Below are 26,059 nucleotides of genomic sequence, written 5' to 3'. Positions count from 1 at the left end.
CACTGCTGGATACGCTGTACGCTGACCGCTTACCCGAGAGGAGCCCGCCCGTGGCCGGTCAGAAGAAGGACAGCAGCGAGGACGGTGGCGGCAAGGGGCCCGACCTGTCCCTCTGGCAGCGCCTGGAACAGCCGGCGACCGCACCCCGCGCCTCGCTGACCCTGGAGCGGATCGGGACCGTCGCCGTGGAGATCGCCGACGCGGAGGGGTTCACCGCGGTCACGATGCGCAGGCTCGCCACGGAACTGGGGGTCGCCCCCATGGCCGCCTACCGCCACGTCTCCGGCAAGGACGACCTGTGGGCCCTGATGGCCGAGCGCGTGACCACGGAGATGCGGATCCCCGAAGAGGTGACCGGATGGCGCGAGGTGCTGCGCGCCTTCGGCGTGCTGACCCGGGACATGATGCTGCGGCACCCCTGGGTGGGGCAGCTGCCCACCCATCTCTTCGTGCTCACGCCCGGCCGGCTGGCCATCGCCGAACGGCAGCTGGCGGCGCTCGACGGCCTCGGCCTCGACGAGGACGCGATGATGGTCGCGTTCCGTACCGTCAGCGCCTTCGCCCATGGCGCCGCACAGTCGGAAGTGGCCCTGAAGGAGTGGACGGAGTCCGCGGGCTGGTCCTCCGGCGACGAGACCCGGCTGGGCCTGGCCCCGCAGATGATGTACCTGATGGAGACCGGCCGCTATCCCACGTACCAGCGCTACGGACGGCGCGCGACCCGCAAGGACGACGCGACCTGGGCGTTCGAGACGGGCCTGGACTGCGTACTGGACGGGATCGCCGCCCGCTTCGGCATCTGAGCCGGGCCGCGGGAACAGCGCCCGGCACCCTGCCCCACCGGCGTGCTCAGCATCACCCTGGACAGCCCCGGTGACCGCCGGGTAACTTTTAACCAAGGCTGAGCAAGCGCTTAGCCAAGCCGAGCGAAGCCGACCAGGGAGGCACCCCGTGCGCCGTACGGTATTCAACGAGGACCACGAGGCGTTCCGGGAGACCATCCGCGCCTTCATCGCGGCCGAGGTCGTGCCCGTGTACGACGAGTGGTTCGCGGCCGGCCAGGCCCCGCGCGACTTCTACCTGAAGCTCGGCGAGCTGGGTGTCTTCGGCATCACGGTGGACGAGGAGTACGACGGCGCGGGCATCGACTCGCACAAGTACGAAGCCCTCATCTACGAGGAGACCGCCCGCGCGGGCGTCTCCTTCGGCGGCTCCGGCGTGCACACGCTGCTCGGCCTGCCCTACATCAAGATGCTCGCCACCGACGAGCAGAAGAAGCGCTGGCTGCCGAAGTTCACCACCGGCGAGGAGATGTGGGCCCTCGCGATGACCGAGCCGGGCACCGGCTCGGACGTCGCGGGCATGAAGACCACCGCCAAGCTCTCCAAGGACGGCACGCACTACGTCCTCAACGGCTCCAAGACCTTCATCACCGGCGGCGTGCACGCCGACCGTGTGATCGTCTGCGCCCGCACCTCCGCCCCGCGCGAGGACGACCGCCGCTTCGGCATCTCCCTGTTCGCCGTCGACACGAAGTCCGCGGGCTACTCGATCGGCCGCAAGCTCGACAAGCTCGGCCTGCGGGTCTCCGACACCGCCGAGCTGGCGTTCGTCGACGTGAAGGTCCCGGTCGAGGACCTCCTCGGCGAGGAGAACAAGGGCTTCGGCTACCTCGGCACGAACCTGGCCTCCGAGCGCTGGGGCATCGCCTTCGGCGCGTACGCCCAGGCCGCCGCCGCCGTCCGGTTCGCCAAGGAGTACGTGCAGGACCGCACGGTCTTCGGCAAGACCGTCGCCTCGTTCCAGAACACCAAGTTCGAGCTGGCCGCCTGCCAGGCCGAGGTCGACGCGGCCCAGGCCGTCGCCGACCGCGCGCTGGAGGCGCTGGACGCCGGTGAGCTGACCGCCGCCGAGGCCGCCTCCGCGAAGCTGTTCTGCACCGAGGTCGCGCACCGCGTGATCGACCGCTGCCTCCAGCTGCACGGCGGGTACGGCTTCATGAACGAGTACCCGATCGCCCGCCTGTACGCGGACAACCGGGTCAACCGCATCTACGGCGGCACCAGCGAGGTCATGAAGTCGATCATCGCCAAGTCCATGGGCCTGTAGAGCGGCTACGTTCTCTCCATGAGCTCAGCACCAGACGCCCTGCTCGATCTGCTCGACCTGCTCGACCTGGAGCAGATCGAGCAGGACATCTTCCGGGGCACCAGCCGCTCGGCGATCGTGCCCCGGGTCTTCGGCGGACAGGTCGCGGCCCAGGCGCTCGTCGCCGCGGGCCGCACCGTCCCCGCCGACCGGCCCGCCCACTCCCTCCACTCGTACTTCCTGCGGGCGGGGGACCCGGGCGCGCCGATCGTCTACAGCGTCGACCGCATCCGGGACGGCCGCTCCTTCACCACCCGGCGGGTCGTCGCCGTGCAGCACGGGCAGCCGATCTTCCACCTCTCGGCGTCCTTCCAGACGGACGAGGAAGGGCTGGAGCACCAGGCGGACATGCCGGCCGCACCCGACCCCGAGACGCTGCCCACGGCCGCCGAGATGCTGCCTCGGTACGCGGACCGGTTCAGCGACCCCACCGTCGTGGACCGGCTGATCGAGGCCCGCGCCGCGGTCGACCTCCGGTACGTGGACGCCCCGCCGTTCGGCACCGTCGGCGAACCGCGCGAGCCCCGCTCACAGGTGTGGTTCCGTACCAACGGCAAGCTGGCGGACGACCCGCTGCTGCACGTCTGCATGGCCACGTACGTCTCCGACATGACGCTGCTCGACTCGGTGCTCCTCGCCCACGGGCGCGGCGGCTGGGCGGTCGGCGACGTGGTGGGGGCGAGCCTGGACCACGCGATGTGGTTCCACCGGCCGTTCCGGGCCGACGAATGGCTGCTGTACGACCAGGAGTCACCGTCCGCGTCCGGCGGGCGCGGCCTCGGCCAGGCCCGCATCTACACCCAGGACGGCCGGCTGGCGATCACCGTCATCCAGGAGGGCGTCGTCCGGGTCCCGCGCGGGAACTGAACGGGCCGCGGCCCGCCGATTCCGACATACTCCCCACCATGAGTGACGAGAAGTCTGCTGGTGGGGAGTCCACGTTCACCGTCATCGTCGCGGCGGCGGCCAACCTCGGCATCGCCGTGGCGAAGGCCGTCGCCGGGCTGATCAGCGGATCGAGCGCGATGCTCTCCGAGGCGGCCCACTCCGTCGCCGACACGGTCACCGAGGTGCTGCTGCTCACCGCCCTCAAGCGCAGCGAGAAGCCCGCCGACGAGGAGCATCCGCTGGGTTACGGGCCCGAGCGGTACATCTGGGCGATGCTGGCCTCCGTCGCCACGTTCGTCGGCGGCGCGGTCTTCTCGATCTACGACGGCATCCACACCCTGGTCGCGGGCGAGGAGCTCGGCGACCCGCTCATCTCGTACATCGTGCTCGCCGTCGCCTTCCTGCTGGAGGGCTTCTCGCTGCGCACCGGGCTCCGGCAGGTCCGCGGCGAGGCCGACCGGCTGGGCACTCCCGCCAAGCGCTACTTCCGGCTCACCCCGGACACCGCGGTCAAGGCCGTCGTGATGGAGGACTCGGCCGCGCTGGCGGGTCTGCTGCTGGCCGCGGGCGGGCTGCTCGGCGGCCAGCTCTCGGGTTCCGGGGTCTGGGACGGCATCGCGTCCATCCTGATCGGCGCGCTGCTCGTGTACGTCGCCTGGGTGCTCGGCCGGTCCAACGCGCAGCTGCTGATCGGGCGGCCGGTTTCGCAGTCGATGCGGGCAGGTGTGCGCGAGGAACTGCTCTCGGTGCCGCACATCATCGACGTACTGGAACTGACCACGCTCATCCAGGGACCGACCGAGATCCTGATCGCCGCGAAGGTCGACTTCCGGGACGTGGCCAGTGCCGAACAGGTCGAGTGGGCCTGCGAGGAGGCGGAGCAGCAGCTGCGGGAGCGCTATCCGTCGATCCGCCGGGTGTACCTGGACCCGACACCGGGTCTGGAACAGCGGCGCCGGGCCCGGGCCGCCGGGGGACATCCGGCGGCCGGGCCCGGCGAGGAACCGCCCGAGTTCTAACCGAGGCCGGCGAAGAACTCCCGGATGTCCTTGGTCAGCGGCTCGGGCTGTTCCATCGCGAGGAAGTTGCCGCCGCGGTCGAACTCGGTCCAGCGCACCACGTGGTGGTCGCGCTCGGCGAACCGGCGGATCGCGACGTCGGCCGGCAGGGCGACGGCCACGGCGGTCGGGACGGTGCCGCGGTCCTTCGGCGCCCAGGCGGAGGGGTCGTGGGCCATCTCGTAGTAGAGGTGCGCCGATGAGCCGGCCGTGCCGGTGAACCAGTACACGCTGATGTTGGTCAGCAGCTGGTCGCGGTCGACGGCGTCCTCGGGGAGCTCGTTCGCGGGGTCGGTCCACTCCTTGAACTTCTCGGTGATCCAGGCCAGCTGCCCCACCGGGGAGTCGTGCAGGCCGAACGCCAGGGTCTCGGGGCGGGTCGACTGGATGGCGTTGAAGCCCATCTTGTCGTCGCGGAAGTCCTGCAGGCGCTCCAGCCGGCTCTGTTCGGACTCGGTGAGGCCTGCGAAGTCCGCCGGGTCGTCCGAGGGGAAGGTGACCAGGCCGTTCACATGGATGCCCGTGACCGCCTCGGGGGCGAGACGGCCCATCTCCGCGGCGATCCAGGCGCCGCCGCCGTTGCCCTGGACGCCGTAGTGCGCGTAGCCGAGCCGGTCCATGAGAGTGGTGAACGCCGCGGCGATCCGGCCGGTGGTCCAGCCGGTCGAGGTGAGCGGGCCGGAGAAGCCGACGCCGGGGGTGGAGGTGACGATGACGTCGAAGTCGCGTGAGAGCGGTTCGATGACGTCGGTGAACTGGACGAACGAGCCGGGCCAGTCGTGGATCAGCAGCAGGGCGGGGGCGTCGGCCTTCGCCGAGCGGACGTGGGCGAAGTGGATGTCCTGCCCGTCGATCTCGGTGAGGAACTGCGGGAACTCGTTCAGCCGGGCCTCGGCCGCACGCCAGTCGAAACCGTCGGCCCAGTACGCGGCCAGGCCCGTCAGGTAGTCGGCGGGCACACCCCGTGTCCAGCCCTCGACGCCGGGCAGGCCGGTGTTCCAGCGGGTGCGGGCGAGGCGGTTGCGCAGGTCGTCGACGTCGGCCTGCGGGATCTCGATCCGGAAGGGGCGGATCTCCGTGGCGGCGGTGTCCTGGGCGGTGCGGGCTGCGGTGGCGCTGCTGTTCTCCATGACCAGAACTCTAGGATGGCATCAGGAAAGCTTCGTTCCTAATGAAGGAGCAGTGTTCGGGCCATGCTGGAAACCTCCGCACGCCTGCTCAGACTGCTGTCCCTGCTCCAGTCGCCGCGCGAGTGGCCGGGCACCGAACTCGCCGAACGGCTGGGGGTGAGCGGCCGCACCGTACGCAACGACATCGAGCGGCTGCGCACCCTCGGCTACCCGGTGGACGCCACCCGGGGATCGGCCGGCGGCTACCGGCTGGCCGCCGGGGCGGCGATGCCGCCGCTGCTGCTGGAGGACGACGAGGCGGTCGCGGTGACGATCGCCGTGCGCACGGTCGCGCGGAGCGCGATGCCGGGCATGGAGGAGACCTCGCTCCAGGCGTTGGCCAAGCTGGAGCAGGTGCTGCCGTCGCGGCTGCGCCGGCGGGTGCGGGCCCTTCAGGACTACACCGTGCCGGTCCCCGCCGACCGCGCCGATCCGGGCATCGGCACCGAACTCCTGATGACGCTGACAGCGGCCTGCCGGGACCGCGAACGGCTCCGGCTGGACTACCGGGACCATGCGGGGACGCCGACCCGTCGGCTGGTCGAGCCGCAGCGCGTCGTCAACTGGGGGCGCCGCTGGTACCTCGTCGCGTGGGACGTGGATCGCGACGACTGGCGGATGTTCCGGGTCGACCGGATCACGCCGCGCACACCTTCCGGCCCGCGCTTCACGCCGCGCGAGGACCCTGAGGGGGACGCCGCCGCCTACGTCGCGGGCAAGGCGTCGGCGGCGGCCTGGCGCCACCGGGCACGGGTCACGGTGCACGCGCCCGCGGCAGCCGTACTGGAGCGGATCAACCCGGCGGTGGGCGTGGTGGAGGCCGTCGACGAGCACACCTGTGTGCTGGCCACGGGAGCGGACTCGCTGGACGGCCTCGCCGTCCATCTCGGGCTGCTCGGTCACGACTTCACGGTGACGGAGCCCGCCGAGCTGGTGGACCACCTGCGCGGGCTCGCCGCGCGGTACGCCCGCGCCACCCCCGTACCGCCGGACGGGTCCTGATCCCCGGCATCCGGGGTCAGCGCAGCCCCGCCGCGTCCAGCAGGTACTCCGTCATCGGGTCGTAGAACCTCGGGTCCAGCACGTGGTCGTCCAGCGGGACGGCCACCTGGAGGGTGCCCTCGGCCTCCCCGAGGAACAGGGCCGGGTCGTTGCAGTCCGCGTAGCCGATGGCGTCCAGTCCGCGCTGCGCCGCGCACCCGGCCCAGCCGTGGTCGGCGACGACCAGGTCGGGCATGGGGCGCCCCTCCCGTTCCAGGGCGTCCAGGATCGCGGCCATCGGGGCCGGGGAGTGGGTGTGCCAGAGGGTCGCGCCCCGCTCCTGCACGGCGACGTCCGCGAACTGGAAGACCATGCCCTCGTCGGCCGTGAGCCCGGACGGGATGACCATGATCTCGCAGCCGGCCGCCCGCAGTGCGGCGGCGGTCTGCCGGTGGACGTCCAGGAGCCCGCCCGGGTGACCGGTGGCGAAGAGCACCCGCTCCGTCCCGTCGGCCGCCTTCCGCAGCCGGGCGGCGGCCCGGTCCAGGGCGGCGACGGTGAGCTCGGGGTCGATGGTGTCCTGGCCGAACCGGTGCTCCGGGTCGTCGCTGACGCCGCATCTCTCGGCCATGACCGCCAGGACGTCCTGCTCGTCGCGCCACCGGTCGCCGAGCTCGAGACCCAGCCAGAAGTGGCGGTCGCCGTTGGCGAGCTTGCGGTAGTGGGAGAGGTTGTTGTCGCGCGGGGTCGCGACGTCTCCCGCTATGCGCGTACGGACGAGGTGGTCGACGAGGGCGGCGCGGCTGGGTATCGGCATGAACCCATTGTGCCGTGGGATGTGCGCAGCGTGCCGGGCGTATTGAGGGGTGGGCGGCGGGTCCGGCCGCCGCTCAGACGGCCTTCGGCTCCCCCGCCGCGCCGAAGGCCCCCCGCGCCAGGCGGTGCAGCAGCGCCGCCGTGTCGGTGCGGCCGGGCAGCGCGCCGGGCCGGCCGAGGTGCGGGGTGGAGTTGAGCAGGCCGAACACGGCGTGGACGGTGGCACGGGCCTCGTGCTCGGGGAGTGCGGGGTAGAGGTCGCGGACGACGGCGACCCAGACCTCGACGTACTCGCGCTGGAGCCGGCGGACCCTCTTGCGGTCGGTGTCCCGCAGGCGGTCCAGCTCGCGGTCGTGCAGGGTGATCAGTGGGCGGTCGTCGAGGGCGAAGTCGATGTGGCCCTCGATGAGCGCGTCCAGGAGCGCCTCGGGGGACCTGTCACCGGAGGCGTCCTCGGAGACCCTCAGCTGCCCGCCGGCCAGCAGCCGCTCGCTGATGCCGACGAGCAGTTCGGCGAGCATCGCGTCCTTGCCCGGGAAGTGCCGGTAGAGGCCGGGGCCGCTGATGCCGACGGCGGCACCTATCTCGTCGACGCCGACCCCGTGGAAGCCGCGCTCGGCAAAGAGGCGGGCGGCCTCCTTGAGGATCTGCTCGCGGCGGGTGGGAGCCGCGACGCGGGCGGCGGCATGGGTGCTCATGAACAGTCATTCTAGACAGGTGCGTTAGCGGTCGTTAACCTATGGGATACGTTAACGCTCACTAACAACCTCCCCCCGCTACGGACGGGGCCGAGGTCGTCACACTGCGGTACGGGCAAGGGGGCTCGACAGGATGCAGCAGGCACCGGTGCTGGCGAGCGCGGCCGATCCCGCCTCGGAGGCCTGGCAGGCCAACGAGGCGGCGCATCACGCGCTCACCGACGAGCTGCGCAAGCGGCTCGCCACGGCCAGGCTCGGCGGGGGTGAGAAGGCCCGCGCCCGGCATGTGGCGCGCGGCAAGCTGCTGCCCCGGGAACGGGTGGACACCCTGCTCGACGCGGGCTCCCCCTTCCTGGAGCTGGCCCCGCTGGCGGCCGAGGGGCTGTACGGGGGCGCCGCGCCGGCCGCCGGGGTGATCGCCGGGATCGGCCGGGTCAGCGGCCGCGAGTGCGTGATCGTCGCCAATGACGCGACCGTCAAGGGCGGCACGTACTACCCGATGACCGTGAAGAAGCACCTGCGGGCCCAGGAGGTGGCGCTGGAGAACCGGCTGCCGTGTCTGTACCTGGTGGACTCGGGCGGTGCCTTCCTGCCGATGCAGGACGAGGTGTTCCCCGACCGGGAGCACTTCGGGCGGATCTTCTACAACCAGGCCCGGATGTCCGGGGCCGGGATCCCGCAGATCGCGGCGGTGCTGGGGTCGTGTACCGCCGGTGGGGCGTACGTCCCCGCGATGAGCGACGAGGCCGTGATCGTCCGGAACCAGGGGACGATCTTCCTCGGCGGTCCGCCGCTGGTGAAGGCGGCGACCGGTGAGGTCGTGACCGCCGAGGAACTGGGCGGCGGCGAGGTCCACTCCCGTACGTCGGGGGTCACCGACCATCTCGCGGAGGACGACGCGCACGCGCTGCGCATCGTGCGGAACATCGTGGCCACGCTGCCGGACCGGGGCGCGCTGCCGTGGTCCGTACAGCCGGCCGACGAGCCGAAGGTGGACCCCGCCGGTCTGTACGGCGCCGTCCCGGTCGACTCGCGCACGCCCTACGACGTACGGGAGGTGATCGCCCGGGTCGTCGACGGTTCGCGCTTCGCCGAGTTCAAGGCGGAGTACGGCACGACGCTGATCACCGGTTTCGCGCACATCCACGGCCACCCGGTCGGCATCGTCGCGAACAACGGCATCCTGTTCTCCGAGTCCGCCCAGAAGGGCGCGCACTTCATCGAGCTGTGCGACCAGCGCGGCATCCCGCTGGTCTTCCTGCAGAACATCTCGGGATTCATGGTCGGCCGCGACTACGAGGCGGGCGGCATCGCCAAGCACGGCGCCAAGATGGTCACCGCCGTCGCCTGCACGCGCGTCCCGAAGCTGACCGTGGTGGTCGGCGGCTCCTACGGCGCGGGCAACTACTCCATGTGCGGCCGGGCCTACTCACCCCGCTTCCTGTGGATGTGGCCCAACGCGAAGATCTCCGTCATGGGCGGCGAACAGGCCGCGTCCGTCCTCGCCACGGTCAAGCGCGACCAGCTGGGCGACGACTGGAGCGCCGAGGACGAGGAGTCCTTCAAGGCCCCGATCCGCGAGCAGTACGAGACCCAGGGCAACGCGTACTACGCCACCGCCAGGCTCTGGGACGACGGCGTGATCGATCCCATGGAGACCCGGCAGGTACTGGGGCTCGCCCTGACCGCGTGCGCCAACGCCCCGTTGGGCGACGCCGGCTTCGGCGTCTTCCGGATGTGAGGAACTGATGACGATGTTCGACACGGTTCTCGTCGCCAACCGCGGCGAGATCGCGGTCCGGGTCATCCGGACCCTGCGGGAGCTGGGCGTGCGTTCCGTCGCCGTCTTCAGCGACGCGGACGCGGACGCCCGGCATGTACGGGAGGCCGATACGGCGGTACGGATCGGCCCCGCACCGGCGGCCGAGAGCTACCTCTCCGTGGACCGGCTCCTGGAGGCCGCCCGCCGCACGGGCGCCCAGGCCGTCCACCCCGGTTACGGGTTCCTCGCCGAGAACGCGGGCTTCGCGCGGGCGTGCGCGGACGCGGGACTGGTCTTCATCGGGCCGCCCGCCGCCGCCATCGCCCTGATGGGCGACAAGATCCGGGCCAAGGAGACCGTCGCCGCCGCCGGCGTCCCGGTGGTGCCCGGCTCCTCCGGGAGCGAGCTGACCGACGGCCAACTGGCCGAAGCGGCGCATGAGATCGGCATGCCGGTCCTGCTCAAGCCCTCCGCGGGCGGCGGCGGCAAGGGCATGCGGCTGGTACGCGACGCGGCGCTGCTCGCGGACGAGATCGCCGCCGCCCGGCGCGAGGCGCGCGCCTCCTTCGGCGACGACACCCTCCTCGTGGAGCGGTGGATCGACCGGCCGCGCCACATCGAGATCCAGGTGCTGGCGGACGGCCACGGCAACGTGGTGCACCTCGGCGAACGCGAGTGCTCGCTCCAGCGCCGCCACCAGAAGATCATCGAGGAGGCGCCCTCGGTCCTGCTCGACGAGAAGACCCGCGCGTCGATGGGCGAGGCGGCCGTCCAGGCCGCCCGCTCCTGCGGCTATGTCGGCGCGGGGACGGTGGAGTTCATCGTCCCGGGCAACGACCCGGCCTCGTACTACTTCATGGAGATGAACACCCGCCTCCAGGTCGAGCACCCGGTGACGGAGCTGATCACGGGCCTCGACCTGGTCGAGTGGCAGCTGCGCGTCGCATCCGGCGAACGACTCCCGTACGCCCAGCCAGACATCACCCTCACCGGTCACGCGGTCGAGGCCCGGATCTGCGCCGAGGACCCGGCCCGCGGCTTCCTGCCCTCGGGCGGCACCGTGCTGGCGCTGCACGAACCACAGGGCGGCGGGGTGCGCACGGACTCGGGGCTCGCCGGGGGCGGCGAGGTCGGCAGCCTGTACGACCCGATGCTGTCGAAGGTGATCGCGTACGGCCCCGACCGGGCGACGGCACTGCGCCGGCTGCGGGCGGCGCTCGCGGACACGGTGGTCCTCGGCGTCCCGACCAACGCGGGCTTCCTGCGCCGGCTGCTCGGCCACCCGGCCGTGGTGGCGGGCGAGCTGGACACCGGCCTGGTGGAGCGCGAGGTGGACGCGCTGGTCCCGGACGGGGTACCGGAGGAGGTGTACGCGACCGCGGCGCTGCTGCGGCAGCACTCCCCCGGACCGGCCCGCACGGATGTCTGGACCGACCCCTTCTCGGCCGGTGACGGCTGGCGCCTGGGCGGCACCCCGGCGCGTACGGTGCGGCACTTCCGGATCCCCGGCCACGACCCGGTCCAGGTGGGCCTGCGGCCGTGCGGCGCGGGCGCTGAGCTGACCTTCGGCCACGTCGGGGAGGGCGCCCGGCCACCGCTCCCCGCCTCCGGCACCTGCGGCCCCCTCGGCCCGCTGCCCGGCAGCGCGGAGTCGGCCAGGACCCTGTCCGTCGACGGGGGCCGGATCACGCTCGAACTCGCCGGTGTCACCCACTCGTTCGCGTACGCCACCTCCCCGGATGGCCACTGGCTCGGCCGGGACGGCGACGCCTGGCACGTCCGGGATCACGACCCGGTGGAGGCGTCGCTGTCCGGCGCCGCCCGCTCCGGTGCGGACACGCTCGCCGCGCCCATGCCCGGGACGGTCACCGTGGTGAAGGTGGCCGTCGGGGACGAGGTCGCGGCCGGGCAGAGCCTCCTCGTCGTGGAGGCGATGAAGATGGAGCACGTCATCTCCGCCCCGCACGCCGGCACCGTGACCGAACTCGACGTGACCGCCGGGACCACGGTGGCCATGGACCAGGTACTGGCCGTGGTCGTGCCGCTGGCCACCACCACCGGGGAGGAAGCATGACGCGCACCGACCGCACCCTGCCGATGACCGTGGCCGCACCGGACCTGCCCGCACGGGTCCGTATCCACGAGGTCGGCGCCCGTGACGGGCTGCAGAACGAGAAGGCGGTCGTGCCGACCGAGGTGAAGGCGGAGTTCATCCGCCGGCTCGCGGTCGCCGGCCTCGGCACGATCGAGGCGACGAGCTTCGTCCATCCCAAGTGGGTTCCCCAACTGGCCGACGCGGAGCAGCTGTTCCCGATGCTCGGCGACATAGGGGATGTGGGCGACGTGGCGTTGCCGGTCCTCGTGCCGAACGAGCGGGGACTGGACCGGGCCCTGGCGCTCGGCGCCCGCCGGATCGCCGTCTTCGGCTCCGCGACGGAGACCTTCGCCGCGCGCAACCTCAACCGCACGATCGACGAGTCGCTCGCCATGTTCGAGCCCGTGGTGGCCCGGGCCAAGGCGGACAAGGTGCATGTGCGCGGCTACCTGTCGATGTGCTTCGGCGACCCGTGGGAGGGCCCCGTCCCGGTCCACCAGGTCGTCCGGGTCGCCAGGGCGCTGATGGACCTCGGCTGCGACGAGCTGTCGCTCGGCGACACGATCGGGGTCGCGACGCCCGGCCACGTACAGACCCTGCTGTCGTCGCTGAACGAGTCGGGGGTGCACACCGACACGATCGGGGTGCACTTCCACGACACGTACGGCCAGGCCCTGTCCAACACGCTGGCCGCGCTCCAGCACGGCGTGTCCACCGTGGACGCCTCCGCGGGGGGCCTCGGCGGCTGCCCGTACGCGAAGAGCGCGACCGGAAACCTCGCCACGGAGGACCTGGTCTGGATGCTCGACGGCCTCGGCATCGAGACCGGGGTCGACCTCGACGAGCTCACCGCCACGAGCGTGTGGCTCGCCGGACACCTGGGCCGACCGAGCCCGTCCCGTACCGTCCGCGCGCTCTCGGTGCAACAAACACAGTCCCACAAGGAGCAGTGATCCCCCGATGTCCCTGGACCACCGGCTGACCGCCGAGCACGAGGAACTCCGCCGCACCGTCGAGGAGTTCGCCCACGACGTGGTCGCGCCGAAGATCGGCGACTTCTACGAGCGCCATGAGTTCCCGTACGAGATCGTGCGCGAGATGGGACGGATGGGCCTGTTCGGGCTGCCGTTCCCGGAGGAGTACGGCGGGATGGGCGGCGACTATCTCGCCCTCGGTATCGCCCTGGAGGAGCTGGCCCGGGTCGACTCGTCGGTGGCGATCACCCTGGAGGCCGGGGTCTCGCTCGGCGCGATGCCGGTGTTCCGCTTCGGCACGGAGGAACAGAAGCGGCAGTGGCTGCCGAAGCTCTGCGCGGGCGAGGCGCTCGGCGCGTTCGGCCTGACGGAGCCGGACGGCGGCTCGGACGCGGGCGGCACCCGGACGACGGCGGTGCGCGACGAGGCGACGGGCGAGTGGGTGATCAACGGCTCCAAGTGCTTCATCACCAACTCGGGCACCGACATCACCGAATTGGTCACGGTCACGGCGGTGACCGGCCGCAAGGAGAACGGCGCCCCGCTCATCTCGTCGATCATCGTGCCGTCCGGCACCCCCGGCTTCACGGTCGCCGCCCCCTACTCCAAGGTCGGCTGGAACGCCTCGGACACCCGCGAGCTCTCCTTCTCGGACGTCCGCGTCCCGCTGGAGAACCTGCTGGGCGAGGAGGGCCGCGGCTACGCGCAGTTCCTGCGGATCCTGGACGAGGGCCGGATCGCCATCTCGGCGCTGTCGACGGGCCTGGCGCAGGGCTGTGTGGACGAGTCGGTGAAGTACGCCGCCGAGCGGCACGCGTTCGGGAAGCCGATCGGCTCCAACCAGGCGATCCAGTTCAAGATCGCGGACATGGAGATGCGGGCCCACATGGCCCGGATCGGCTGGCGCGACGCGGCGTCCCGCCTGCTGGCGGGCGAGCCGTTCAAGAAGGAGGCGGCCATCGCCAAGCTGTACTCCTCGACCGTGGCGGTGGACAACGCCCGCGAGGCGACCCAGATCCACGGCGGCTACGGCTTCATGAACGAGTACCCGGTGGCGCGGATGTGGCGCGACTCCAAGATCCTGGAGATCGGCGAGGGCACGAGCGAGGTGCAGCGGATGCTGATCGCGCGGGAGTTGGGCATGTCGGCCTGACGGATCACGGGGCGGAGCCGGTGACGGGACCGGCTCCGCCCCGTCCGCGCCCCGGCAGACCCTTGTGCTGCTGCTTCCAGAGCGCGGTGATCGCCCGCAGTTGCCGATGCTCGTACGCCGTACCGGGCCGAACCGATGCCCATCGACTCTGCCAGGAGACACCGGTGGGGCGCGACAGCGTGACTATCTGACCCACGAACGCGTCAACGACGCCGACCATGTCATGCGCCCGGTCGAACACGACCATCCCGATCCGGATTTCCGTCGGACCGGACGGCATGCTCACGCCTCACCCTCCAAATCCACATAGTCGAGGCAGAGCGAGTGCCCGCACTCGCACGGCGGCCAGCGAAGCGCTGCACCGGGCACCATGTCGGCACCCTCCGCTCCGGGGTCGGCCTTGGGAACGATGAGGACACCATCTGTCCCGAATCTCCCTGTCAGCTGCGACAGCCTCTGCCGCGCCCTACCGGCGTCCGTCATGCCACGACACCTCTCAGTCGACCCGCACCGACCATTGAGTAATCCCTTCAGTCCTAGGACTGCGACCCCAAAACTTGATGGTGGACCATAGTCCCGAGACTGTCAACAGTCTTGGGACTGTGCTTGACTGCCTCTCGAGAGCTGGCGAGAGGAGTTGCGCATGGCACCCAAGTGGCGAGAGCTGGCGGACAGGCTGGCCGACCAGATCCGAAACGGCGCCTACGCACCGGGGCAGCGGCTGCCGCACATCAGAGACCTGGTCGAGGCGGGCGAAGGTTCCAAGTCCACGGTTCACGCGGCATACAAGGCCCTGGAGGCAGAAGGGCTGGTCACCTCGTCGCGCGGGCACGGCACCGTCGTACGGCAGACGCCCCCGCTCAAGCGCCTCGGCATCGACCGGTACGACAAGGTCAAGTGGCGCGACGGCGACGAGGTGGCCTTCATCGCGGACCGCGTGGCCTCCGGGCGCACCCACAACCGCGACGACCAAACACAGACCGTGGCACGTGTCGAGGCCCCACCCGCCGCCGCTGTCGCGCACGGACTGGCCCCCGGCTCCTTCGTGTACGCCCGCGCACGGCTCGTGAAGGAGGCCGGGCAGCCGACGCATGCACTGACCAGCTACTACCGTCCCGAGCATGTAGAAGGGACCCGCATCGTCGATCCCGCTCCGGGCCCCGCGGGCCGCGGCGGCGGCTTTCGCGTGCTGTACGACGCGGGTTACGAGATCGACCGCATGCGAGAGGAGCTCTTCGCGCGCATCCCGACCCCCGAGGAGTCCAAGCTGCTCATGCTGCCCAGCGGTGAACCGGTCGTCGAACTGCACAGGACCGCGTACACGGCCGACGGAACCGTCGTGGAGTTCGCGATAGGCGTGCACGCGGCCTCACGTTTCAGATGGTCGTACGACTTCGAGGTTCCGGACTCGTCCCACGGCGAGGGTGAGCCACGTTGATCTCCACTCAGTCCCGTTCGGATGCCCAACTCGTCTGGGACCACCACCTGATGCACCACGATCCACGCCCCTGCTCGGTCGCGATCGGGCTCGGAAGCCATGACCTCGGGGTCGCGGATGCGGCCGTGGATCTCTACCAACGGGGCATGACGCCCCTCATCGTCTTCACCGGCGCCACCAGCTGCACCACGCGTGCACGCATGCCCCGTGGCGAAGCCGTGCACTACCGGGAACGGGCTCTCGAACTCGGCGTCCCCGACAGCGCCCTCCTCACCGAACCGCGTGCCCGCAACACGGGCGAGAACATCAGCTTCTCCCGTGCGTTGCTCGACGAGGCCGGTGTCGTGGTCTCTTCCGTGCTGCTCGTCAGCAAGCCGTACGAGGAACGGCGCGTCCACGCCACCGCGCGCAAACTGTGGCCGGGAGTCGAGTTCGTGAGTGCGTCGGCCCCTGTCACGTTCAAGGAGTACCTGGCGTCCATCCAGGACGACCGCATGGTCATCGACATGCTGGTCGGCGCATTGCAGCGCCTGATGATCTACCCGGCTCAGGGCTTCATGGCCGCCGACCCCGTTCCCGACGAGGTGACCGCCGCGTACGAGCGGCTGCGCCGAGCGGGCTTCACGAGCCGGCTGGTCGCGGACGGCACCGGTACGCCTTTCTGAGGCGTCCGTACACCTCGTCAGGATTCGACGGCTGCGGGCCCGGCGTGGCAGAAGCGGGAGACGCCGCGAGGCTCGGCGGAACTCGGAATCCCGGTAGACGGCCGCGTCGCGGCGTCCACCCCGCGCCGTGGCGTCGTTACGGCATCCTACGAGCACGCACGTTGCCGGAGTCCGGCATGTCGCGAGCTGACGAACCCGGCATAGCGTGACGGCCGTGCCCGCCGCCAGCACCGGCCGGGCAAAAGGGCGTCATGAAGGAGGACCGTGATGTTCCCCATCGCTTGGGGGGTGGTCGCGACGGCCTTCGGCTGGATCATCGCGACCGATTTCCGGGGAGCCGCCCATCGCTTTCACGCGTATTCCCACGCCGCCACGCCGTTCAGCGGTGCCGGGGAGCCGCCGCTGGGCGTCGGCTTCCTCCGCATGCTGGCAGGCGTGTTCGCCCTGATCGGCCCGGTCGTCCTGGTCAGCGGACTCATGGACGTGTGGCGCGGCAGGGCGGGGCCGGGCGATCTGCCACCGGCTCCCGCCTGGTTCGTCGTGGCGGAGGCGGCGGTCGTCGGTGCCGTCCTGCTGAGAACCTGGCGGCGTTCCGGAGTGCTGCGCCGCGAGTGGGATGCCGGCAACGTCCTGGGGCGTACGGCTCTTGCCGTTCTCACGGCATCGGCGGTCGCCTTCACAGTGACCTTGGGCTTCGGCTGGGACATGTGGATGATGGCCAGTTGGCTGGTAGGTGGCTTGTGCGGGCTGATCCTGTTGTCGAGCGGCCGGCCGGGCACCCCGCCGGAGACCGGATTCACCTCTGCGGACTCGTCGGATTCCTGAACACGCGACACCGCTGCGTCGGCACCTCGAGCGGATACCGACGGCGTCGGCGCAACGGCGCGGAAATCGGGCCCCCTACGGCCGGACCGGCCCCGCAACTCGTTCGACAGCCGTCCGCCGTCCCCGGCAGAGTCGGCCCATGAAGCCTCACGCCTGGCCCCTGTACGGCCTCCGCATCCGCACCCCGCGCCTCGAACTGCGCCTTCCGACACTGGAATTGCTGGACGAGCTGGCCTCTGTCGCCACCGACGGGGTGCACGCGCCGGACGCGATGCCCTTCACCGTTCCCTGGACCGACTGCCCGCCCGCCGAGCGCGGCCGGGCGGTGTTCCAGCATGTGCTGGGCACGGTCGCCAACTGGTCGGACGGGGAATGGGTGTTGAGCCTCGCGGTGGTGCACGAGGGCCGGGTCGTGGGACGGCAGGACCTGACGGCGAAGAACTTCGCGGTGACCGGGGAGGTCAGCACCGGTTCCTGGCTGGGGCTGGCACACCAGGGCCGGGGCATCGGCACCGAGATGCGGGCCGCCGTCCTGCACCTCGCCTTCGCCGGCCTGGGCGCCGGTGTGGCCGTCTCGTCCGCGATGACCGACAACCCGCGCTCGCTGGGCGTCTCGCGCCGGCTCGGCTACCTCCCGGACGGGCTGACGGTCGCGGCGCTGCGGGACGAGCGGGTCACGCTCCAGCGGCTGCGCCTGGAGCGCGCGCGGTGGGAGGAGCAACGCTCGGTCGAGGTCACGGTCGAGGGGCTCGACGGCTGCCGGGAGATGTTCGGCGTATGCGGGCCCCCCAGGGATAGTCGGCGCGTCTGGCAAGGCACGCCACGCGATATATACTGAGTCGAGCCATATATACAACCCGCCGTCCGGGAGGCCCCCGTGTCCAAGACCCTCGTGGACGTCGACGATCAGATGCTCGCCTTCGCCCAGCAGCAGCTCGGCACGTCCACCAAGCGGGAGACGATCAACCGCGCGCTGACGATAGCCGCAGCCGTCAGCGCGGACGACCGCGCGCGAGCGCTGCGATGGCTGCAGGACAACGCGGACCAGTTCCTGGACTTCGACGTCCTCGAAGAGCGGGAGCGGTCCGGCCTGTGACGTACCTCGCCGACACGTCCGCAGTCTGGCGCCTGCTCCGCAAGCAGGTCGGGGACCCATGGCCGCAACGCGTTTCCCAGGGGCTCGTATCCCTGTGCCCACCCGTCGAGGCCGAACTCATGCCGGCTCTTCGGGCGGACCGCGATCACGAACCCTTCTTCACGATGCTCGGCCAGACCTTCGGCTGGGTACCGGCCCTCGAGGACCCCTGGCCGAGGATCATCGACGTCCAGCGCGAGCTGGTGCGGATCGGCCACCACCGGGGCCCCTCGCCCATCGACATCCTGATCGCCCTGACAGCGCGGCATCATCGGCTCGCCGTGCTCCACGTGGATGACGACTTCGGCTCCATCGCCAAGGTCTGCCCCGACATCGTGACGGTGCGGCTCCAGCCCCTGGACGGCGGGGCCTCCGGCGCATGACCCTCCTCGTGCACACCTACGTCCGCGGCAGGAGCGGCAAGGACCACTTCCTGGAGGACCCCGAGCACGGCCTCACCCTCGCCGGTTTCGAGAGCAGCCGGACCAAGCTGTGGGGCTCGCGGCCGGTGCGCGAGCTCGGGGCCCGGTTCTTCCCGGAGCTGGCCACCGCCAACCTCTGCGTGGACCCGGAGGACGTCCCGGCCTTCCTCGCCGAGTGCGGGCTGCTGCGCGACCACATCGCGGAGCTCGCCGCCCACAGCGGCTACGCCGACGACTACGTGGCGGCACGGCTGGCCAACATCACGGCCGCCGCCGAACGGGCCCGGGACGTGGACGGCGGCGTCATCGTCTGGTGAGCCCGGGGGTACGGGACCGGGGCACAGGCTCGACAGTTCGTGAGGTTAGGCTAACCTTCGCTCGAACTTGTCACCGGCCGGCCTCCGGCTCGTACGAAAGCGGACCCCGTCATGCGCACTGCCCGAGTGTCCCGTCCCACCCGCCGCGGCCTGCTGGCCATGGGCGGCGCCGTCGGCCTGGGCGCCGTGCTGGCGGCCTGTGGTGACAGCGACTCCAAGGACTCCGGTTCCACCGGCTCCAAGAGCGCCGACGCCGGACCGTGGAGCTTCAAGGACGACCGCGGGCAGACCGCCGAGGCCAAGTCCGTCCCGAAGAACATCGTCGCCTTCACGGGTGTCGCCGCCGCGCTCCACGACTACGGCGTCGAGGTCAAGGCCGTCTTCGGCCCCACGAAGGCCGCCAACGGCAAGGCCGACGTGCAGGCCGGCGACCTGGACATCAGCAAGGTCGAGATCCTCGGCAACGTCTGGGGCGAGTTCAATGTCGAGAAGTACGCCGCGCTCGGCCCGGACCTGCTGGTCACCGCGATGTGGGAGAAGGACGCCCTCTGGTACGTGCCGGACGCGTCCAAGGACAAGATCCTCAAGCTCGCCCCGAGCGTCGCCCTGTGGGCCGCCCAGACCACGATCCCCAAGGCGATCCAGCGCCACGAGGACCTCGCCGCCTCGCTCGGCGCCGACGTCAAGGCCAAGACGGTCACCGACGCCAAGGCCCGCTTCGAGAAGGCCGCGGCCCGGCTGCGCGCCGCCGCGAAGTCCAAGCCGAACCTCAAGGTCATGATCGGCTCGGCCAGCCAGGACCTCTTCTACGTCTCGCTCGCCAAGATGTCCGCCGACACCCTGTACTTCCAGGAGCTGGGCGTGAAGTTCGTCGAGCCGAAGGTGGACGCGGCGGGCTTCTTCGAGAGCCTGAGCTGGGAGAACGTCGACAAGTACGGGGCCGACATCATCATGATGGACAACCGCTCCTCGGCCCTGCAGCCGGACGCCCTCACGTCCAAGCCGACCTGGGCGCAGCTGCCCGCGGTCAAGGCCGGCCAGGTCATCCCGCGCACCACCGAGCCGATCTACAGCTACGACAAGTGCGCGCCGATCCTCGAGGACCTCGCGAAGGCCATCGAGGACGCGAAGAAGACCGCCTGACCATGACGACCGCCGCGCCCGCCACGCCGCCCGTCGACCCCTTCCGGCTCTTCGGCCTGACCGTCCTGCGCACGGAGCGGCTGAGCCCGTCCATGCTCCGGGTCACGTTCGGCGGACCGGGGCTCGACGGGTTCGCCTCCGGGGGCCGCGATCAGAGCCTGTCGCTGTTCCTGCCGCACCCCGGACAGCCGGAACCAGTCGTTCCGGTCGATAACGAGGGCAACTGGTTCGGCCCCTGGCGAGCGCTTCCGGCCGAGGAGCGGGCGGTGCTGCGCTCGTACACGGTCCGCGCACAACGTCGTACCGGCGGCGGTTCGGCCACCGAGATCGACATCGATTTCGCGCTCCACGAGGACGGCGGTCCGGCCTGCCGCTGGGCCGCCGCCGCCTCCCCCGGTGACGTGCTGAAGGCGCTCGGACCGGCCGTCGAGGACAACACGGCCGTCCGCTTCCGCCCGCCCGAGGACACCGACTGGGTGCTGATCTGGGCCGACGAGACGGCGCTGCCCGCCGCGACGGCCGCCCTGGAGTGGCTGCCGGCCCATCTGCGCGCGCGGGTCTGGCTGGAGGTCACGCACACCGAGGACCGCCTGGCGATCGACACCGCGGCCGACGCCCGGATCAGCTGGCTGGTGCGGGACGAGGACGCGCCGGACGCCGTGGAGGCCGTGCGCGCGGCCGAACTGCCCGAGGGAAACCCGTACGTCTGGATCGCGGGCGAGGCGTCCTCGGTACGCACACTGCGACGCCACCTGGTGCGCGAGCGCGGCATCGACCGCAAGCGGGTGACGTTCGTCGGCTACTGGCGCCGCGGCCTGAGCGAGGAACAGCTCCGCGAGGAAGCCGCCTCAAGCCCGTCCGGCGGCCGGGGGCCTCACGCCCCCGGCCGCCGGACGGCCCCGCTCACCCAGCCGCAGCCGGCTCCGCCGGCCACGGCACCTGGGGCGACCGGTAGTAGTCGATCCCCAGCGCGGTGAACCGCGGCCCGAGCGCCGCGAGGCGCTCCTTGTACGTGTCCCAGTCGTGCGTCTCGGCCGGGGACCAGCCCAGCTCCGCAGCCCCGGGCAGCCGCGGGAACGCCATCACGTCGATGTCGTCGCTGTCGGTCAGCGTCTCGGCCCAGATCGGCGCCTCGACCCCGAGCACCGCGTCCGCCGGGGTGTCGGCGAGGTAGGTCGCCGGGTCCCAGTCGTAACTGCGCTGCACCTCGACCAGACCGGCCCACTTCAGGCCCAGCACGGTGTCCTCGTTGTACTTCATGTCGAGGTACACCCGGTCCGCCGGCGACAGCACGAGCTTGGTGCCGTTCTTCGCCGCGTCCGCCACCTGCTGCCGGTCCGCGGCACTCGTCTTGTCGTAGCCCCAGTACTGGGCGACCGCGCCCTTGACCGGCGTCGCGCCGGTGAGCTGGTGCCAGCCCATCACGGTCTTGCCGTGCTTGCCGACAGCGGCCTGCGCCCTCTCCATGATCTTGGCGTAGTCCTCGTGGCTGGTGGAGTGCGCCTCGTCACCGCCGATGTGGATGTACCGGCCGGGGGTCAGCGCGGCCACTTCCCCGATGACGTCGTCGATGAACCGGTACGTGACGTCCTTGCCCGCGCACAGCGAGCTGAACCCGACCTTGATCCCGGTGTAGAGCGGCGGCGCGATGCCGTCGCAGTTCAGCTCCGCGTACGAGGCGAGAGCGGCGTTGGTGTGGCCGGGCATGTCGATCTCCGGCACCAGTTCCATGTAGCGGGAGGCCGCGTACCGCACGATCTCCTTGTACTGGCTCTTGGTGTAGTAGCCGCCGGGCCCGCCGCCGACCTCCGTGGAGCCGCCGTACGTGGCCAGGTTCGGCCAGGAGTCGATGGCGATGCGCCAGCCCTGGTCGTCGGAGAGGTGCAGGTGGAAGGTGTTCATCTTGTACAGCGCGATCTGGTCGATGTAGCGCTTGACCTCGTCGACGGAGAAGAAGTGCCGCGAGACGTCGAGCATCGCGCCCCGGTAGGCGTAGCGCGGCGTGTCGGTGATGCTGCCTCCCGCGACCTTCCAGGGCCCCTTCTGGCGGCTGTCGCTCTCGACCTGGGCCGGCAGGAGCTGACGCAGCGTCTGGACGCCGTGGAAGAGCCCTGCGGGCTTCCGGGCGGTGATGGTGACGGAGCCGTGCCCCGCCGTCAGCGTGTAGCCCTCGGCGCCCAGTTCGCTGTCGCGGGAGCCGAGCCGGAGCCGGATGCCGTCGGAGCCCGCCCGTTCGGTGACCGGCAGGGCGTATCCGGTGGAGGGGCGCAGCACCCCCGCCAGGTACTCGCCGATCTTGCGGGCCTCGCCGGACGAGCCGTCGACGCGGATCCTTGTCGCGCCGGTGATGGAGTACGGGGACCCCCCCGGCCTCACCTCGGCGGGGGCGGGCACGACCTGGCCCAGCGGACGGGGCGCCGACGCGGCGGAGCCGCCGCCCGCCGCAGATGCCGAGGGGGTCGCGCAGGCGGCGGAGATTCCGGCCGCCGTGACGAGGAGCAGCGAGCCGAGAAGACGGGGTAGAGCACGGGGAAGAGCACTGCGCTGCGTCGTGTGCAGTCTCACAGCCGGGTCCCTTTCTGCTGGATCACACCTGGATCTCCTGACCATTCGCACCGTCGCCATGCGTACCCCCTGCCTCACGGATGGTCAAGGTGTAGACCACTCCCCCTTGTCGCCCGCACATGAACGTGGCCGACCGTCCGGGGCGTGTGGCCGAATTCATCCCGTCGGCCCCCACAGCCGCTCCGCGCTCGGCCGTTCCGGGGCACACGCGTCGCCCGCAGACGCTCCGGAATCACCCAGAACGGAAAAACGAGCGCCACTCGACCGCATATCTGCCCGATATCGGGCAGGATTGTTGCGCTGGAGCTCCGCCGGAAGCAATATCGACGGGTGCTCGAACGCCGCTCGTCGCATGACGACCTCATTGACCACCTGGTACGCAGCACCGCGCTCCCACGCGGTGAGGCAGCCCGGGTGATCCTCGACGTACTGGCCTATTTCGACGAGACGACCGACGTCTTCGTCCGCCGCCGCCATCGTGAGCTGCAGTCCGGCGGCCTGGTCAACACGGAGATCTTCGAACGGATCTCGGCCGAGCTGCCGCACCGGGCGGTGGCGCCGCCGGAGCTCTCGCTCCGCCAGCTGCGCCGCATCGTCTACGGCTGAGACCGGCGGACCCGACCGGACCGGCGGACCCGACCGGACCGGACCGGACCCGCGGCCGGGCACCCACTTACTTGCTTGTACCTGTACGTCGATGGAGGGCAGAGGCTCTATGTGCGGAATCGTCGGTTATATCGGAAAGCGTGATGTGGCCCCGCTGTTGCTGGAGGGTCTGCAGCGGCTGGAGTACCGGGGTTACGACTCCGCGGGCATCGTCATCACCGGGAAGCCGGCCGCCGGCAAGCCCGCCGCGCTGAAGATGGTCAAGGCCAAGGGCCGCGTCCGTGAGCTGGAGTCGCGGGTACCCAAGCGCTTCACCGGCACCACCGGCATCGCCCACACCCGCTGGGCCACGCACGGCGCCCCGAGCGACGAGAACGCCCACCCCCACATGGACGCCGACAACAAGGTCGCCGTCGTCCACAACGGCATCATCGACAATGCCTCCGAGCTCCGCGCCAAGCTCGTCGCCGACGGCATCGTCTTCCTCTCCGAGACCGACACCGAGGTGCTGGTCCATCTGATCGCCCGCTCCCAGGCCGTCACCCTGGAGGAGAAGGTCCGCGAGGCGCTGAAGTCCGTCGAGGGCACGTACGGCATCGCCGTCATGCACGCCGACTTCAACGACCGCATCGTCGTCGCCCGCAACGGCTCCCCGGTCGTGCTCGGCATCGGCGAGAAGGAGATGTTCGTCGCCTCCGACGTCGCGGCCCTGGTCGCGCACACCCGCCAGATCGTCACCCTGGACGACGGCGAGATGGCCACCCTCAAGGCCGACGACTTCCGTACGTACACGACCGAGGGCTCGACCACGACGGCCACGCCCACCACGGTGGAGTGGGAGGCCGAGTCGTACGACATGGGCGGCCACGACACGTACATGCACAAGGAGATCTCCGAGCAGGCCGACGCCGTGGACCGCGTGCTGCGCGGCCGTATCGACGACCGCTTCTCCACCGTGCACCTGGGCGGCCTGAACCTGGACGCCCGCGAGGCCCGCGGGGTCCGCCGGATCAAGATCCTTGGCTGCGGCACCTCGTACCACGCGGGCATGATCGGCGCCGGCCTCATCGAGGAGCTGGCCCGCATCCCCGCGGACGCCGAGCCCGCGTCCGAGTTCCGCTACCGCAACCCGGTCGTGGACCCCGACACCCTGTACGTCGCGGTCTCCCAGTCCGGTGAGACGTACGACGTGCTGGCCGCGGTCCAGGAGCTCAAGCGCAAGGGCGCCCGGGTCCTCGGCGTCGTGAACGTCGTCGGCTCGGCGATCGCCCGCGAGGCCGACGGCGGCATGTACGTCCACGCGGGCCCCGAGGTCTGCGTCGTCTCCACCAAGTGCTTCACCAACACCGTGGTCGCCTTCGCGCTGCTCGCCCTGCACCTGGGCCGCATCCGCGACCTGTCGGTCGCCGACGGGAAGCGGATCATCGAGGGGCTGCGCAAGCTGCCCGAGCAGATCGGTCAGATCCTCGAGTCGGAGGGCGAGATCAAGAAGCTCGCCGAGGAGTACGCGGGCGCGCAGTCGATGATGTTCATCGGCCGTGTCCGGGGCTACCCCGTCGCACTGGAGGCCTCCCTGAAGCTCAAGGAGATCTCGTACATCCACGCCGAGGCCTACCCCGCCTCGGAGCTGAAGCACGGCCCGCTCGCGCTCATCGAGCCGGCGCTCCCCACGGTCGCGATCGTCCCGGACGACGACCTGCTGGAGAAGAACCGTGCGGCCCTGGAGGAGATCAAGGCCCGCAGCGGCCGTATCCTCGCCGTGGCCCACCGTGAGCAGGAGAAGGCCGACCACACGATCATCGTCCCGAAGAACGAGAACGAGCTGGACCCGATCCTGATGGGCATCCCGCTGCAACTCCTGGCCTACCACACGGCGCTGGCCATGGGCCGGGACATCGACAAGCCGCGCAACCTGGCGAAGTCCGTCACGGTGGAGTAGCCACGTCCCCGCATACGCGCCGCGAGCGGCCCGGCACCCACGTCCTGTGGGTGCCGGGCCGCTCCCGCGTGCGGGCGGGCGATCCCGCATGCCAACAGCGGCAATCCCGGGGCGAGACGGCCGGGGCGCGGTCGCCGGTGTTTGCCGCAGCGACGCCGTGGGCCACGGCGGACCCTCTTCGAAATCCGGGCGGAACAGAGGGTCGCCGCCGACCCCGGATGCATGCGATCGTGCTGTTCCCCGTGACGCTTATGCATCCTTCACACACGCGCAATAGGCATCTACGGACCGGTAGCTTCGTTTTTTCCGCTGTTTCCGTAGTCGAGTTGACGCCATGTCGGCCCTCTCCGGACGGAAAGAGACCGGCGGTTGACCGAGGTCGGATCACGACGGACGCACAGCGGACCCAAAACAGACCACCCGCTCCCGGCTGACGTGGGAACGGGCGGAACAGGCCCCGAAGCCAGGGCGACTGCGGGCATCCGGAACCGGGCCTACGGGACGGTCCACGGGGCAACGTCGTGGGACAGCCTTGCGGGACGGTCACGGGACGGCCGTACGAGCGGCCTCACGAGACGGCTTACGGGATGACGACGACCGGGCGCTGCGCGCGGCGCGCCAGCCGGCCCGCCACCGAGCCGAAGATCCGGCCGACGATCCCGTGTGTGGAGCCGACGACGATCGCGTCGGCCGAGTACTCCCGGCCGACCTCCTCCAGCTCGTGGCAGATGTCCCCGCCGCGCTCGACGAGCACCCACGGCACCTCGGAGAGGTAGTCCGCGCAGGCGAGCTCCAGACCGAGGACCTCGGTGCGGTGATCGGGGACGTCCACGAAGACGGGTGGCTCGCAGCCCGCCCAGACCGTGGTCGGCAGCCGGTTGGCGACATGGACGATGATCAGGCCGGAGCCCGTCCTCCGGGCCATGCCGATGGCATAGGCGAGGGCCCGCTCACTGGAGGTCGAGCCGTCGAAACCGACGACGACACCGTGCCGGAAGGCGGGATCGCAGGAGTGGCGTGCGTCTTCGGCCGCCTGCTGGTCCGACCGGGGGTCGGCTACCTGCTTGCGGTCCGCGGGTTCGGGGATTTCGTGACCGGCCATCGGTGTCTCGGCGAAGAGAGTCCTCGTGAGGAGAGCGACGTGGGGAAGCTGCGTCAGCGGGCGGTGTTGCGGTGTCCGGGAATCATCTTCCCAACCCCTTACCCCCAAGGGTACGGCGCCACTCCTCCACTGCCCAGACCCGCGCAAAGCGCGTGCGACG

26 protein-coding genes are annotated in these 26,059 nt (G+C 70.9%); 20 read left to right on the top strand and 6 right to left on the bottom strand.

The window, feature by feature from the left end:
• Nucleotides 1-50: 50 nt before the first annotated feature.
• The 4 genes from OG959_RS25440 (at nucleotide 51) to OG959_RS25425 (ending at nucleotide 4,055) form a co-directional block, all read left to right on the top strand.
• The gene (locus OG959_RS25440; protein WP_326662039.1) at nucleotides 51-803 is read left to right on the top strand and encodes a TetR/AcrR family transcriptional regulator; all 753 of its coding nucleotides are present in this window, start codon (nucleotides 51-53) and stop codon (nucleotides 801-803) included.
• A gap of 148 nt (nucleotides 804-951) precedes the next feature.
• A complete protein-coding gene (locus OG959_RS25435; RefSeq protein ID WP_326662037.1) occupies nucleotides 952-2,109 on the top strand; it encodes an acyl-CoA dehydrogenase family protein in 1,158 nt (385 codons plus the stop codon).
• Nucleotides 2,110-2,127: 18 nt separating this feature from the next.
• Complete coding sequence (gene tesB / locus OG959_RS25430; protein WP_326662035.1) at nucleotides 2,128-3,015, top strand: acyl-CoA thioesterase II; 888 nt, start codon at nucleotides 2,128-2,130, stop codon at nucleotides 3,013-3,015.
• 38 nt (nucleotides 3,016-3,053) lie between these two features.
• Nucleotides 3,054-4,055, top strand: a complete 1,002-nt coding sequence (locus OG959_RS25425) for a cation diffusion facilitator family transporter (protein ID WP_326662034.1) — start codon at nucleotides 3,054-3,056, stop codon at nucleotides 4,053-4,055.
• Here OG959_RS25425 and OG959_RS25420 read toward each other — a convergent pair.
• Complete coding sequence (locus tag OG959_RS25420; RefSeq protein WP_326662032.1) at nucleotides 4,052-5,224, bottom strand: epoxide hydrolase family protein; 1,173 nt, start codon at nucleotides 5,222-5,224, stop codon at nucleotides 4,052-4,054. The genes OG959_RS25425 and OG959_RS25420 overlap by 4 nt on opposite strands.
• A 63-nt stretch (nucleotides 5,225-5,287) precedes the next feature.
• Here OG959_RS25420 and OG959_RS25415 point away from each other — a divergent pair, with 63 nt between their 5' ends.
• The gene (locus OG959_RS25415) at nucleotides 5,288-6,265 is read left to right on the top strand and encodes a helix-turn-helix transcriptional regulator (RefSeq protein WP_326662030.1); all 978 of its coding nucleotides are present in this window, start codon (nucleotides 5,288-5,290) and stop codon (nucleotides 6,263-6,265) included.
• 16 nt (nucleotides 6,266-6,281) lie between these two features.
• Here the strand turns inward: OG959_RS25415 and OG959_RS25410 are convergent, their stop codons facing one another.
• Complete coding sequence (locus OG959_RS25410; protein WP_326662028.1) at nucleotides 6,282-7,061, bottom strand: phosphatase; 780 nt, start codon at nucleotides 7,059-7,061, stop codon at nucleotides 6,282-6,284.
• A 73-nt stretch (nucleotides 7,062-7,134) separates the two neighbouring features.
• Nucleotides 7,135-7,758 carry an SACE_7040 family transcriptional regulator gene (locus tag OG959_RS25405; protein ID WP_219569532.1) on the bottom strand — a complete coding sequence of 208 codons (624 nt, stop codon included), beginning with the start codon at nucleotides 7,756-7,758 and terminating at the stop codon, nucleotides 7,135-7,137.
• 133 nt (nucleotides 7,759-7,891) lie between these two features.
• Between OG959_RS25405 and OG959_RS25400 the strand changes: the two genes are divergently transcribed.
• The 4 genes from OG959_RS25400 to OG959_RS25385 are packed head-to-tail and all read left to right on the top strand — an operon-like array spanning nucleotide 7,892 to nucleotide 13,742.
• Nucleotides 7,892-9,499, top strand: coding sequence for a carboxyl transferase domain-containing protein (locus tag OG959_RS25400; RefSeq protein WP_306070148.1), 1,608 nt, complete (start codon nucleotides 7,892-7,894; stop codon nucleotides 9,497-9,499).
• A 7-nt stretch (nucleotides 9,500-9,506) separates the two neighbouring features.
• Nucleotides 9,507-11,594 carry an ATP-binding protein gene (locus OG959_RS25395; RefSeq protein WP_326662025.1) on the top strand — a complete coding sequence of 696 codons (2,088 nt, stop codon included), beginning with the start codon at nucleotides 9,507-9,509 and terminating at the stop codon, nucleotides 11,592-11,594.
• Nucleotides 11,591-12,568 carry a hydroxymethylglutaryl-CoA lyase gene (locus tag OG959_RS25390; RefSeq protein ID WP_326662023.1) on the top strand — a complete coding sequence of 326 codons (978 nt, stop codon included), beginning with the start codon at nucleotides 11,591-11,593 and terminating at the stop codon, nucleotides 12,566-12,568. The genes OG959_RS25395 and OG959_RS25390 overlap by 4 nt, the downstream gene beginning before the upstream one ends.
• Before the next feature lie 7 nt (nucleotides 12,569-12,575).
• Nucleotides 12,576-13,742: an acyl-CoA dehydrogenase family protein gene (locus OG959_RS25385; protein ID WP_219569530.1), complete on the top strand. Its 1,167-nt coding sequence runs from the start codon at nucleotides 12,576-12,578 to the stop codon at nucleotides 13,740-13,742.
• Between the two features lie 4 nt (nucleotides 13,743-13,746).
• Here the strand turns inward: OG959_RS25385 and OG959_RS25380 are convergent, their stop codons facing one another.
• Complete coding sequence (locus OG959_RS25380; protein WP_326666595.1) at nucleotides 13,747-14,022, bottom strand: hypothetical protein; 276 nt, start codon at nucleotides 14,020-14,022, stop codon at nucleotides 13,747-13,749.
• Nucleotides 14,023-14,385: 363 nt separating this feature from the next.
• Here OG959_RS25380 and OG959_RS25375 point away from each other — a divergent pair, with 363 nt between their 5' ends.
• From OG959_RS25375 to OG959_RS25335, 9 genes are all read left to right on the top strand, one after another.
• Nucleotides 14,386-15,180: a GntR family transcriptional regulator gene (locus tag OG959_RS25375; protein ID WP_326662020.1), complete on the top strand. Its 795-nt coding sequence runs from the start codon at nucleotides 14,386-14,388 to the stop codon at nucleotides 15,178-15,180.
• Nucleotides 15,177-15,845: a YdcF family protein gene (locus OG959_RS25370; RefSeq protein ID WP_326662018.1), complete on the top strand. Its 669-nt coding sequence runs from the start codon at nucleotides 15,177-15,179 to the stop codon at nucleotides 15,843-15,845. The genes OG959_RS25375 and OG959_RS25370 overlap by 4 nt, the downstream gene beginning before the upstream one ends.
• Nucleotides 15,846-16,112: 267 nt before the next feature.
• Nucleotides 16,113-16,670 (top strand): hypothetical protein, encoded by a 558-nt coding sequence (locus tag OG959_RS25365; protein WP_326662016.1) that lies wholly within the window; start codon nucleotides 16,113-16,115, stop codon nucleotides 16,668-16,670.
• Nucleotides 16,671-16,809: 139 nt separating this feature from the next.
• Nucleotides 16,810-17,508 carry a GNAT family N-acetyltransferase gene (locus tag OG959_RS25360; protein WP_326662014.1) on the top strand — a complete coding sequence of 233 codons (699 nt, stop codon included), beginning with the start codon at nucleotides 16,810-16,812 and terminating at the stop codon, nucleotides 17,506-17,508.
• Between the two features lie 39 nt (nucleotides 17,509-17,547).
• The gene (locus OG959_RS25355) at nucleotides 17,548-17,766 is read left to right on the top strand and encodes a type II toxin-antitoxin system VapB family antitoxin (protein WP_326662013.1); all 219 of its coding nucleotides are present in this window, start codon (nucleotides 17,548-17,550) and stop codon (nucleotides 17,764-17,766) included.
• A gap of 119 nt (nucleotides 17,767-17,885) precedes the next feature.
• Nucleotides 17,886-18,188, top strand: a complete 303-nt coding sequence (locus OG959_RS38735; RefSeq protein WP_442805620.1) for a hypothetical protein — start codon at nucleotides 17,886-17,888, stop codon at nucleotides 18,186-18,188.
• Entirely contained in the window at nucleotides 18,185-18,544 is a 360-nt protein-coding gene (locus OG959_RS25345; RefSeq protein ID WP_326662009.1) for a hypothetical protein, read from the top strand. The genes OG959_RS38735 and OG959_RS25345 overlap by 4 nt, the downstream gene beginning before the upstream one ends.
• A 111-nt stretch (nucleotides 18,545-18,655) precedes the next feature.
• On the top strand, nucleotides 18,656-19,687 hold the full coding sequence (locus tag OG959_RS25340) for an ABC transporter substrate-binding protein (protein WP_442805619.1): 1,032 nt from the start codon (nucleotides 18,656-18,658) through the stop codon (nucleotides 19,685-19,687).
• Nucleotides 19,688-19,689: 2 nt separating this feature from the next.
• Nucleotides 19,690-20,664 (top strand): siderophore-interacting protein, encoded by a 975-nt coding sequence (locus OG959_RS25335; RefSeq protein ID WP_326662007.1) that lies wholly within the window; start codon nucleotides 19,690-19,692, stop codon nucleotides 20,662-20,664.
• Here OG959_RS25335 and OG959_RS25330 read toward each other — a convergent pair.
• A complete protein-coding gene (locus OG959_RS25330) occupies nucleotides 20,591-22,252 on the bottom strand; it encodes a beta-N-acetylhexosaminidase (RefSeq protein ID WP_326662005.1) in 1,662 nt (553 codons plus the stop codon). The two genes, OG959_RS25335 and OG959_RS25330, sit on opposite strands and share 74 nt — an antisense overlap.
• A 330-nt stretch (nucleotides 22,253-22,582) precedes the next feature.
• Between OG959_RS25330 and OG959_RS25325 the strand changes: the two genes are divergently transcribed.
• Together OG959_RS25325 and glmS are read left to right on the top strand one after the other, a co-directional pair.
• Nucleotides 22,583-22,858 carry a hypothetical protein gene (locus OG959_RS25325; RefSeq protein ID WP_148018800.1) on the top strand — a complete coding sequence of 92 codons (276 nt, stop codon included), beginning with the start codon at nucleotides 22,583-22,585 and terminating at the stop codon, nucleotides 22,856-22,858.
• A gap of 109 nt (nucleotides 22,859-22,967) precedes the next feature.
• Nucleotides 22,968-24,797, top strand: a complete 1,830-nt coding sequence (gene glmS, locus OG959_RS25320; protein WP_326662003.1) for a glutamine--fructose-6-phosphate transaminase (isomerizing) — start codon at nucleotides 22,968-22,970, stop codon at nucleotides 24,795-24,797.
• Nucleotides 24,798-25,377: 580 nt separating this feature from the next.
• On the opposite strand, the gene OG959_RS25315 is transcribed toward glmS, so the two are convergent.
• The gene (locus OG959_RS25315; RefSeq protein WP_326662001.1) at nucleotides 25,378-25,899 is read right to left on the bottom strand and encodes a universal stress protein; all 522 of its coding nucleotides are present in this window, start codon (nucleotides 25,897-25,899) and stop codon (nucleotides 25,378-25,380) included.
• Nucleotides 25,900-26,059 lie beyond the last annotated feature (160 nt).

This window comes from Streptomyces sp. NBC_00385 (genome assembly GCF_035917155.1).
GTDB classification, from domain to species: domain Bacteria; phylum Actinomycetota; class Actinomycetes; order Streptomycetales; family Streptomycetaceae; genus Streptomyces; species Streptomyces poriferorum.
The sequence above is the reverse complement of the archived record's forward strand: the minus strand, read 5'-3'. Positions and strand labels throughout refer to the sequence as shown.

What these genes read in the sequence shown, in the direction of transcription:
- OG959_RS25400 (WP_306070148.1), top strand. Translation starts at nt 7,892, where the DNA reads ATGCAGCAGGCACCGGTGCTGGCGAGCGCGGCCGATCCCGCCTCGGAG.
- OG959_RS25395 (WP_326662025.1), top strand. Translation starts at nt 9,507, where the DNA reads ATGACGATGTTCGACACGGTTCTCGTCGCCAACCGCGGCGAGATCGCG.
- OG959_RS25390 (WP_326662023.1), top strand. Translation starts at nt 11,591, where the DNA reads ATGACGCGCACCGACCGCACCCTGCCGATGACCGTGGCCGCACCGGAC.
- OG959_RS25410 (WP_326662028.1), bottom strand. Translation starts at nt 7,061, where the DNA reads ATGCCGATACCCAGCCGCGCCGCCCTCGTCGACCACCTCGTCCGTACG.
- OG959_RS25335 (WP_326662007.1), top strand. Translation starts at nt 19,690, where the DNA reads ATGACGACCGCCGCGCCCGCCACGCCGCCCGTCGACCCCTTCCGGCTC.
- OG959_RS25425 (WP_326662034.1), top strand. Translation starts at nt 3,054, where the DNA reads ATGAGTGACGAGAAGTCTGCTGGTGGGGAGTCCACGTTCACCGTCATC.
- OG959_RS25385 (WP_219569530.1), top strand. Translation starts at nt 12,576, where the DNA reads ATGTCCCTGGACCACCGGCTGACCGCCGAGCACGAGGAACTCCGCCGC.
- OG959_RS25315 (WP_326662001.1), bottom strand. Translation starts at nt 25,899, where the DNA reads ATGGCCGGTCACGAAATCCCCGAACCCGCGGACCGCAAGCAGGTAGCC.
- OG959_RS25340 (WP_442805619.1), top strand. Translation starts at nt 18,656, where the DNA reads ATGCGCACTGCCCGAGTGTCCCGTCCCACCCGCCGCGGCCTGCTGGCC.
- OG959_RS38735 (WP_442805620.1), top strand. Translation starts at nt 17,886, where the DNA reads ATGCCGGCTCTTCGGGCGGACCGCGATCACGAACCCTTCTTCACGATG.
- OG959_RS25415 (WP_326662030.1), top strand. Translation starts at nt 5,288, where the DNA reads ATGCTGGAAACCTCCGCACGCCTGCTCAGACTGCTGTCCCTGCTCCAG.
- tesB (WP_326662035.1), top strand. Translation starts at nt 2,128, where the DNA reads ATGAGCTCAGCACCAGACGCCCTGCTCGATCTGCTCGACCTGCTCGAC.
- OG959_RS25420 (WP_326662032.1), bottom strand. Translation starts at nt 5,224, where the DNA reads ATGGAGAACAGCAGCGCCACCGCAGCCCGCACCGCCCAGGACACCGCC.
- OG959_RS25365 (WP_326662016.1), top strand. Translation starts at nt 16,113, where the DNA reads ATGTTCCCCATCGCTTGGGGGGTGGTCGCGACGGCCTTCGGCTGGATC.
- OG959_RS25380 (WP_326666595.1), bottom strand. Translation starts at nt 14,022, where the DNA reads ATGCCGTCCGGTCCGACGGAAATCCGGATCGGGATGGTCGTGTTCGAC.
- glmS (WP_326662003.1), top strand. Translation starts at nt 22,968, where the DNA reads ATGTGCGGAATCGTCGGTTATATCGGAAAGCGTGATGTGGCCCCGCTG.
- OG959_RS25345 (WP_326662009.1), top strand. Translation starts at nt 18,185, where the DNA reads ATGACCCTCCTCGTGCACACCTACGTCCGCGGCAGGAGCGGCAAGGAC.
- OG959_RS25360 (WP_326662014.1), top strand. Translation starts at nt 16,810, where the DNA reads ATGAAGCCTCACGCCTGGCCCCTGTACGGCCTCCGCATCCGCACCCCG.
- OG959_RS25375 (WP_326662020.1), top strand. Translation starts at nt 14,386, where the DNA reads ATGGCACCCAAGTGGCGAGAGCTGGCGGACAGGCTGGCCGACCAGATC.
- OG959_RS25405 (WP_219569532.1), bottom strand. Translation starts at nt 7,758, where the DNA reads ATGAGCACCCATGCCGCCGCCCGCGTCGCGGCTCCCACCCGCCGCGAG.